This is a genomic window from Criblamydia sequanensis CRIB-18 (assembly GCF_000750955.1).
GTDB classification, from domain to species: Bacteria; Chlamydiota; Chlamydiia; order Chlamydiales; family Criblamydiaceae; genus Criblamydia; species Criblamydia sequanensis.
In genome coordinates this window covers 111,547-120,628 of sequence record NZ_CCEJ010000010.1, presented here as the reverse complement: position 1 = coordinate 120,628, position 9,082 = coordinate 111,547, and the positions used below count along the sequence as shown (strand labels likewise).

Annotated in this window: 9 protein-coding genes; 6 read left to right on the top strand and 3 right to left on the bottom strand. The window is 38.6% G+C overall.

Going from position 1 to position 9,082, the window contains the following annotated elements; translation table 11 throughout:
- Window positions 1-394: 394 nt before the first annotated feature.
- Window positions 395-874 carry a putative Ig domain-containing protein gene (locus CSEC_RS13060; protein ID WP_161780989.1) on the bottom strand — a complete coding sequence of 160 codons (480 nt, stop codon included), beginning with the start codon at window positions 872-874 and terminating at the stop codon, window positions 395-397.
- Between the two features lie 184 nt (window positions 875-1,058).
- On the opposite strand from CSEC_RS13060, the gene CSEC_RS10780 reads away from it, so the two are divergent.
- The 3 genes from CSEC_RS10780 to CSEC_RS10770 are packed head-to-tail and all read left to right on the top strand — an operon-like array spanning window position 1,059 to window position 3,279.
- The gene (locus CSEC_RS10780; protein WP_041018477.1) at window positions 1,059-1,823 is read left to right on the top strand and encodes a transporter substrate-binding domain-containing protein; all 765 of its coding nucleotides are present in this window, start codon (window positions 1,059-1,061) and stop codon (window positions 1,821-1,823) included.
- A gap of 3 nt (window positions 1,824-1,826) precedes the next feature.
- A complete protein-coding gene (locus CSEC_RS10775; RefSeq protein WP_053332014.1) occupies window positions 1,827-2,558 on the top strand; it encodes an amino acid ABC transporter permease in 732 nt (243 codons plus the stop codon).
- Entirely contained in the window at window positions 2,548-3,279 is a 732-nt protein-coding gene (locus CSEC_RS10770; RefSeq protein ID WP_041018476.1) for an amino acid ABC transporter ATP-binding protein, read from the top strand. The genes CSEC_RS10775 and CSEC_RS10770 overlap by 11 nt, the downstream gene beginning before the upstream one ends.
- On the opposite strand, the gene CSEC_RS10765 is transcribed toward CSEC_RS10770, so the two are convergent.
- Together CSEC_RS10765 and CSEC_RS10760 are read right to left on the bottom strand one after the other, a co-directional pair.
- Complete coding sequence (locus CSEC_RS10765; protein ID WP_041018475.1) at window positions 3,276-4,757, bottom strand: hypothetical protein; 1,482 nt, start codon at window positions 4,755-4,757, stop codon at window positions 3,276-3,278. The genes CSEC_RS10770 and CSEC_RS10765 overlap by 4 nt on opposite strands.
- A 120-nt stretch (window positions 4,758-4,877) precedes the next feature.
- Window positions 4,878-6,557 (bottom strand): arylsulfatase, encoded by a 1,680-nt coding sequence (locus tag CSEC_RS10760; protein WP_053332013.1) that lies wholly within the window; start codon window positions 6,555-6,557, stop codon window positions 4,878-4,880.
- Between the two features lie 215 nt (window positions 6,558-6,772).
- On the opposite strand from CSEC_RS10760, the gene CSEC_RS10755 reads away from it, so the two are divergent.
- The 3 genes from CSEC_RS10755 to CSEC_RS10745 all read left to right on the top strand — a co-directional run bounded on the left by CSEC_RS10755 (window position 6,773) and on the right by CSEC_RS10745 (window position 9,059).
- Window positions 6,773-7,762, top strand: coding sequence for a zinc-dependent alcohol dehydrogenase family protein (locus CSEC_RS10755; protein WP_041018474.1), 990 nt, complete (start codon window positions 6,773-6,775; stop codon window positions 7,760-7,762).
- Window positions 7,763-7,868: 106 nt separating this feature from the next.
- Window positions 7,869-8,393, top strand: a complete 525-nt coding sequence (locus CSEC_RS10750) for an HIT family protein (RefSeq protein WP_041018473.1) — start codon at window positions 7,869-7,871, stop codon at window positions 8,391-8,393.
- A 114-nt stretch (window positions 8,394-8,507) separates the two neighbouring features.
- The gene (locus CSEC_RS10745; protein WP_041018472.1) at window positions 8,508-9,059 is read left to right on the top strand and encodes a hypothetical protein; all 552 of its coding nucleotides are present in this window, start codon (window positions 8,508-8,510) and stop codon (window positions 9,057-9,059) included.
- Window positions 9,060-9,082: the final 23 nt, after the last annotated feature.

Below are 9,082 nucleotides of genomic sequence, written 5' to 3'. Positions count from 1 at the left end.
TAACGAGCCAATAAAAGCAAATAAGAGAAGGGTTCTTAAGACAAGTGAGATCATATCCAATCAGGGGTTAAAATAATGATTTTCGTTTTACAAAATTTTATTTGATATAGAAAATTTATTTTATATCCAAGTCTTATTTACCAAATTTGGACGCGTTGCTAAATTAAGGATTTGCTCGTTTATCGTATTTCTTTTTTGATTCACAAAGAAATCTTAAAAGGTGGAATGAGGCTATTCTATCCGCTTTTGAATGATTGGCTGAAATAGTGAGCAGTCTCTGATAAGTGTCGCGCTTAGCAAAAAACTTTGGCGAACATCTCGATAGAAAGGCATTTTATTTAAGAGAAAAAGGCCTTTTGTTTTCATCTTCGAAAACAAAAGGCCTTTAATTTAATTAGTTGCTACTAAAGTCCATTGTGAAGCTTTGGCTTGTTTGACCGCAAATGGTGGTTGCTGTCACAGTTACATTCCAAGTTTGACTTAAGTTCGCAGTCCCACTAATGAGGCCTGTGGCCGGGTTAATGCTGGATCCCGGTGGAAGCCCCACTGCCGAAAAAGTGATCGTCTGACCGCAAGGACTCGTAAAGTAAGGAGCCACATTATAATTATAAGGGTCTCCCTGTAATAGTGGAACATTCAAATTAGGTATCGGGGTTGAAGTCGGAGCAGGACATGGGAAAGTCATGTCAAAGCTTTGACTTGTATCTCCGCAGTTATTGGTCGCAGTAACCGTTACCCCATAGGTCAACGTATCATTTGGGTTGTTACCCGAAATGATGCCGGTAACCGGATCAATTGTAAATCCAGCCGGCAGACCTGTTGCCGAGAACACAAGAGGGGTTGCGCCAACGGTATTGGTAAAGAAGGACGACACATCATAAACCACAAGGCCCGGTGTGCAAGTGCTTAAATCCGGAATAGGAGTCGATTTAAATAAAATTTTATTTGATATAGAGGGTTTATTTTATATACAAGTTTTATTTACCGAATTTGGACTCGTTGCTAAATTAATGGTTTGCTCGAAAGTATAATTTAAAGCCCTTATTTTTAAGGAATATATGAAGTTTTTTCTTATCGTATTTCTCTTGTTTATTAGCCGCGCAGGATCACAAGAAATCCTAAAAGTTGGGATGGAGCTATCGTATCCGCCTTTTGAGATGATTTGCCAAGACGGTGAGCCGTGCGGGGTAAGTGTCGCGCTTGCGAAAAAGCTTGGAGAGTATTTGAATAGACCGGTTCAAATTGAAAATATTTCATTTGTCGGCTTAATCCCAGCCTTAAAATCCGGTAAGATTGATCTTATCCTTTCTTCTCTAACTGTTAACAAAGAAAGAGAGAAAGCGATTGATTTTTCAATCCCGTACGCTAAAACAGGCCTTTCTCTTCTTATCAATGCTAAATCCACAGTAGAAAATATAGAAGATGCGAATGTTAAAGGAAAAGTCTTGGTAGTTAAATCCGCCACAACGGGAGAGTTATATGCCCTCAAGAATTTAAACCAAGCCACGATTCGAGTTTTAGATAAGGAGTCCCTTTGTGTTCTCGAGGTCATTCAAGGAAAAGCGGACGCTTTTATCTACGATCAACTTTCTGTTTATACTAACTGGCAAAAAAATCCAATGACTTTAAGAGCTAATTTAAAGCCATTTTATGAAGAGAGCTGGGCTATAGGAATTAAAAAAGGAAATGAGGCTCTTTTAAATAAAGTAAATCAGTTCATTAAAGATTTTACAAGCGACGGGGGGTTTGATCGATTGGCAGATAGTTATCTCAGAGAACAAAAAGCAGCTTTTCAAAAATTAAAAATACCCTTTATATTTTAATTTATGGCTCTTTTTAAAACACTTTTACAAATTTTTTTTGCGCTTCTAATCCTTTTTGCACTTTTTGCCTTCATTGGGAATAGCGAAGGGTGGGAGAGCGTTTGGAATTATAGAAAGCTTTTTATTAAGGGGTGGTTCATCACAATAGCCATTTCTTTTGGCGGACTGGTGTTAAGTCTTTTATTAGGTTTTTTAACAGCCTTGGCTGTCAGATCGAAGATGCCTTTTTTTGTCGGGATGGCTCAAACCTATATCGAAATTATTCGAGGGACCCCGCTTCTTGTTCAAATTTTATTTTTTTACTATGTCGTTGCCCATCAAATAGGTTTGGAAAATAGGTTTATTGCAGGCGTCTTCATCCTATCGATCTTCCATGGGGCTTACATAGCAGAAATGATAAGGGGCGGTCTTGAGGCGGTTAGCAAAACTCAAAAAGAATCCGCGATGGCCATCGGTCTATCGCCTTTTCAAACTTACCGCTTTGTTATTATCCCTCAAGCCATCAGACAAGTTATCCCGCCTCTTACCGGCCAATTTGCATCTATTATCAAAGACTCCTCCCTTCTTTCTGTTATCGGAATTAATGAACTCACTCATAGTGCGGAGCAAATTAATAGCGCGACTTATAGCACGCTTGAAATCTTTCTGCCCTTAGGACTCGCCTATTTAATTTTAACTTTGCCAATCTCCCTATGGAGCAAGCGTTTAGAGAAAAAGTTCCAATATGAAACTTGAATTGAATCAGCTTAGAAAATTCTTTGGGTCGCAAAAAGCCATAGGGCCTCTCAATCTTTTGATCCCGGAATGTAAAACCCTTGTTCTTATCGGGCCATCCGGGAGCGGTAAATCCACGCTTCTTCGTTTAATTTCAGGCCTTCAATACCCTGATAGCGGCCAAATTTTGATTGATGATGTCCCGATTGTTTACAAAAGAAAAGAGCTTTTGGCTTATAGAAGAAAGCTCGGGATTGTTTTTCAATCCTGGAACTTATTTCCTCATTTAACTGCTTTAGAAAATATTGTGCTGCCTCTTTATAGAGTTCATGGTTTTTCAAATGAAGAAGCGGAAAAAAGAGCTCTTGAACTCTTAAACCGTTTTCAAATGGAAAAACATGCGTACAAAAAGCCTTACGAGCTATCAGGCGGCCAAGTTCAAAGAATTGCCCTGATTCGAGCTTTAGCCCCGCGCCCTAAAATGCTCTTACTTGATGAACCGACTTCTCAACTAGATCCCCTTATGACAGCGGAAGTTCTAGAGCTTGTGTTAGAACTTAAGAAAGAGGGTCAAGATTTAATTCTAGCCACCCACCATCTTCATTTTGCAAAAAAAATTGCGGACACCCTTTTGTTTTTAGCGGATGGCAAAATATTAGAATCGGGTTCGGCAAATCAAGTGATCGAACACCCGACCTCTACTCTTGCTAAAAAATATATGGCCACTCTTTTCGAGTATTAATTCGATTGGTTTTTATATTCGATCGGACAAACTAGCTTAGTTCTCTTTTCAAAGGCTAAAATATATTCTTGCAGAATATTGAGTAGATTTTTGGAAGCTGCTTCTTCGCTAAAGCTATCGTTTACATTGAGTCTTACTATCCCTAAATTTGCGTCATAGAAGCTAAATTTCCTATTAGTTTTGTCTATCTGAAGACCAAGAGCATGTCTTTTTATTAAAAGCAGGTAGGCACCGTTTAAATAATTGAGACTTTCAACATCCGTATTCGAAATAGGAGGGTGATAAACTTCTTTGTAATCTTTTAAGATTTTTTTCGGGATTTGAGGAGGGGGGCTTTCATCAGTAATGAACCCTTTTAATAGGTGGTGAGCATTTTGACGGAATCGGTCGTTCGGAAACACTATATCCGCTTCATAGTCTTTGTCTTCCCTATTCGGATTTTTAAGAGCGTTGATGACAAATCTTAAGGTTAGAGCATAACACATACCATCAGAGACTTCCGAAGACTCTAAAAAGCCTTGGCAAAATTCAATCGTAATTAAGTGTTGATACTTATTAAACCAGTCAATTTCCGGAAGAGTTTCTTCAAGAACTTCCATAGTTTCATGCCTGGAAATCTTAAGTCTTGGGTCATTGAAGCTTGAGAGACATAAATTAGAAATCTCTTCTTTAAAGGCGGAAAGGTCTTTATCTTTCATAAGCTCATGAATTTTTTTCCGATTGATTTTTAGAAAATTTTCGACTTCAAAGGTTCGTAAAGCTCGAATTTTTCCTTTTTTAAAGCTTGTACTTATTTTTTTTGCTATAGGTGAAGAACCTTTTAGGCCTTTCAAAGGATAATTTGCGGCCGCATCATCAAAGAGCTCCCTATATCGATGAACTTGATGGACAATCGCTCTTACATATTCTGAATGAATTTTATCAACCCCTGCTAGATTAAGCCTTAAAATTCGTACCGCATATCTAAATTTGCCTTGAAAGCGTTTTGGAGAGGTTGAAAGCTTATCTGAAAAGAGCTTTTTTATTGAAAGTTTTCGAATTTCATCCCTTAACTTGACTCGCTCGTTATACTCATCCAAGGAATAGCCTAAATGATCGAGAACTAGTTTCTCTGTCGCGTTTTCATTGTAAACTCTTGGATTTTTAACAAATTTTTGAAGAAAGGCTGTATTAATGGCTTCATTTAAACGATCTTTTAATTCTCTTGGGAAATACTTGACGCCCTCATAATATTTTTTTATCAATTTTTTATTGGGCGGCATAAAGGTGGCTAAGTCATTTGTTATTTGGGAAAGAAGTTGTTCTTCACTTGGTTCAATTTCCGAAAGCGCCTTTCTTAAATTGAAGACAGGATAGTTTTTTGCAGGCTTAGCAAAACAAAGTGAAGCTCCCTCAGCAAGCCTTTCGAAAGATTCAGGAAAACAAGGGTGATCCTTATCAAGCCAACGCTCTACTTTTGTAAAACCAACACTAAACATAAAAATCCAAAGTTTTTTTAAAAATAAACAAGCATATTAATAATGAAATATTATTAACTTATTAAATGAATGTATGGAAATGATAAAGAAAAGGAGCACTTTTATAAGTGCTCCTAATAATTATTTTTTGATTTGCGATGAGGGTTCTAACAGAAGAAAAAGTCTTTTTAGCTCGGTCGGGTTATTGGCGGCATCAATAAGCTGATTGGCGGAGCCTGCGACAGGTAAGGTTGGCCTGTTCGGGTATTTAACAATTTCAGAAAAATATCTATTGAGAACAGGTTCAATTAAAACACCAACCCACCCATGGTCTGCTCCTGCAAACCTACCGGGAGAAGTCCTTAAGTCGCCTCTTGTTGGAGCGGCTCCATTAAACGTGACATCATAGGATTCGCCGGGATCCCACCAAAGATTATAGATGGACGGGAAAGCAAGGTTTAAGTTTGGTCCAAGCCAGGTGTCTTTGGCTGTATACAAAGCTTTAAAATTATTAATACGAAGCCCGCCAAAGGAAAGGTCATTGATATAAATAAAAGAGTTACGATTAGATTTTTCTGATTTGCCTAAAATATAATCGCTGTTTTCTATGCCATCGAAAACAATATCGTTTCCTGAATTGTCTTTAGTGATCCGTGTCGGCGGTGTGCCCCCTGCTAATTTAACGAAGGTAGGCCACCAGTCCATATGCGACATCATTTGATGGGCAACCCCTCCGGCTTCAATATGTCCCGGCCACCAAACAATGGCAGGGCATCTAAAGCCGCCTTCAAAGCTTGTTCCTTTCATGCCTCTAAATGGGGTATAACCGGCATCCGGCCAAGCATCGATCCAGGCGCCATTATCGGTTGTCCAAACAACTAAAGTATCTTCGCTTATCCCGGCATCCCTAATGGCTTGCAGAACCTGTCCCGAATTATCGTCTAGCTCCATAAGGGAGTCGAGATAGTTCCCACCGCCCATTGATTTGCCTTTAAATCTGGGAGACGGATTATTGGGATTATGCACTTTCATAAAACAAACATAGAGAAAAAAAGGCTTTTCATCTTTCGCATGGCTATGAATATAATTAACGACATCTTCTCTTATAATGTCATCTACTGTGGCAAGATCTTCATAAGTAAATTTCTTTTTCATTCTAACGGGAGCCTCTCCGGCTCTTCCTTGCCATTGACTTAAATCCACTTTATTCCAGGTAGCCATGAATTCTTCATCGTGGATTGGAAAATCAGGCTGTAGAGGCAAATAATCATAAGCATAAACCCCGGCATAGTAGGGGAGCATGTACTTCATTTCATCAAAGCCATGTTCTGTCGGAAAATTTTTAGGTTGATCGCCTAGATGCCATTTGCCCCATTGAGCCGTTTGATAGCCCATTTTTTTTAAAGCTTCAGCCACAGTAGGATCTTCTTTTTCAAGCCCATTTAAATCACCCGGGGCTAGAACGGTCGAAAGGGCTGTTCTTATGGGGATCCTACCTGTAATAAAAGAAGCTCTTCCCGCTGTACAGCTAGCTTGTCCATAATAGTTAGTAAAGCGTAAGCCCTCTTTAGCCATCCGGTCCAAGTGAGGCGTTTTACAACCTCTTGTCTCACCGCCCCCATAGCAGCCAAGATCGCCCCAACCTACATCATCTGTCATTATGAAAACGATGTTGGGCTTTTTGCTCTTTTTTGATGAAGAAGCTGTCTCAAGATTGCTGTTCCCACGAGGAGCTTCGCTTTCTTGGGAAATTAAGGGATTGGTAAAAAAGCAAGCGGTTAACCCGAAACTTAGGACGCTCTTAAGAAAGTGGCCTTTCATCGAAATACCTTTATTTTTTGAACATGGCTAAATTGAGTGTGTAACACATTTCTTTTGAGTTATAAATATTTTTTTAAAAAAAGATAGGGGAGCTTATTTCAAAATAATTAATTATTAATTCCTTTAGTTTTTGACTTATTAAAAATAATAAGAATCTCTTTCTCAAAATGGAACTTTTACGCATATTCCAATTAAAGTTACAAAAGAGGTGTTTCATGGCAAAGGTAGTTCGTTTTCATAAAATGGGAGGCCCGGAAGTACTGCAAATCGATAATATCGAAGTGGATAAGCCGGGGAAGGGGGAGCTGCGCATGAAAGTCAAAGCGATAGGACTTAATCGCGCTGAAGCTCTGTACCGTAAAGGCGAGTACCTTGTTCAACCGAATGTGCCTTCTAAGCTTGGCTACGAAGCTGCCGGAATTGTTGACGCTGTAGGTCCTGATGTTAAAGAGTTTGCAGTAGGAGACATTGTAAGTGTCATGCCGCCAAGCTCGATGGAAAAGTATGGGGTGTATGGGGATCTTGCCCTTGTGCCGACGATTTCTGTGGTTAAACACCCCTCCAATTTAAGTTATGCAGAAGCCGCTGCCAGCTGGATGCAGTATTTAACTGCTTATGGAGCTCTTTTTGAAATAGCGAAAATAAAAAGAGGAGATTATGTGGTGATTCCAGCGGCTTCAAGCAGCGTTGGACTTGCTGCCATTCAATTAACAAACTTGGTTGGGGCACTTCCTATTGCAGCTACAAGAACTGCAAAGAAGAAAAAAGCGCTTCTTGAAGCGGGCGCTATAGAAGTGATCGTTACGGATGAGGAAAATCTTACGGAACGATTAAATCAAATTACAAAAAACATGGGCGCTAGAATTGCTTTTGACCCGGTTGGCGGAAAAGCTGTGCTTGCGCTTGCAAAAGGGATGTCAAGAGAAGGCATTATTATCGAGTATGGGGCTTTAAGCCAGGATCCCACCCCATTTCCATTATTTGAATCGCTGCAAAAAGGACTTACTATGAGAGGTTATACCCTTTTTGAAGTCTTAAGCCATGATAAAAGAAGAGAGGAAGCTAAAAAATTTATTTCAGACGCCTTGTCAAAAGGTTTATTAAAACCCATTATAGCCAAAACTTTTGCGCTAGATGATATTGTAGAAGCGCATCGCTATTTGGAATCCAATCAACAATTCGGAAAAATTATAGTTACTGTTTAAATGAGACAGTAACTATAGCTCCTTCCAAAACCTTATCTCTCGGATGAAGGCTTGTTCTCTATTAAAAAATGATATAAAATTTATCTAACTAAAAATCATTTTTATCATGCGTAAAATTAAATTTTGTTTTGCTGTTTCTTTAATCCTACTAAGCTTTTTCATCTGGAATCTTTTTTCTTTAAAACCGTTAAACCTTAGGGATTGCCCCTTTTGCTCGGAAAAAGTCCTGGAAGGCCAAAAGTTTTATGAAGACGATTTAGTGATTGGCTTGCTCACTCATAAACCAATCTATAAAGGGCATGTTCTTATTATCCCAAAAAGGCATGCCGAACAGTTTGGAGAGTTAACAGAAACGGAAATTAGCCGTATAGGAGCTTTGATAAAAAAAGTGGATAAGGCCGTTAAAAGTAATTACCACACGGCTTCCTATGTATTATTGCAGAAAAATGGCTATGAAGCCGGCCAAAGCGTCCCTCATGTTCATTTTCATTATATACCAAGAGAGAAAGGAGCGAGTTCCTCGCTTGAATTTATTATAAGTATGGTTGGTGCGGTAATAAAAAAACCTCTTCCGAAAGAAGAAATGAGAGAGGTTGTAATTGCATTGAAAAAAGAATTAGAATCTTCTTGATTTATTAATTAAAAATTAAAGTAAAATGTAACTGTTAATAATTTATTAATATTGATTTAATGAAATTGTAAACATAAAATGGAGGTCGCTTAATGCTAATAATAGGATAATATAATGAAAAGTAAAATTGCATTTCTAATCTTTATTATTAATCTTTGTATTATAAAGCCTTCTTACTGCGACTCATCCATCTGCAGCCCTGAACCTTGTCTTGAAGAACGTTTTCCAAATTTTGAATTTGAGGTGCAAGATGCTTATCGCTATGCTTCTTTTGGTGTTGGTCCCATTATTGTTATTCCTAACGTGGGTATCGGCTATAGATCGCGTTATTCGCAACTTGGCTGGGATACAGGTTTAAGCTTTTCAACTATCGGATACGCACATCAAATAAGCGGTCATCTTGTCGGTCATTACTACCTTAGCCCTTTACAAAAAAATTCGGCTTACCTTGGCCTCGGCTTGATGGGCAGCTGTATTTTCACTAATGATAAAAAAGGTTTAGGGACATTATCCCCTGATTTCGTTTTTGGTAAACAGCTTGAAAGATCGGGAGACCGTAGGCATTTTATCGAAATGCATGTAGCTATTCCATCTATGCTGGTAGGCAAACATCCTCATTCAATGTGTCTACCTCTCATGTATATCAAATATGGCATTTCCTTTTAATTTCACGGTATTTGAATAAAAAA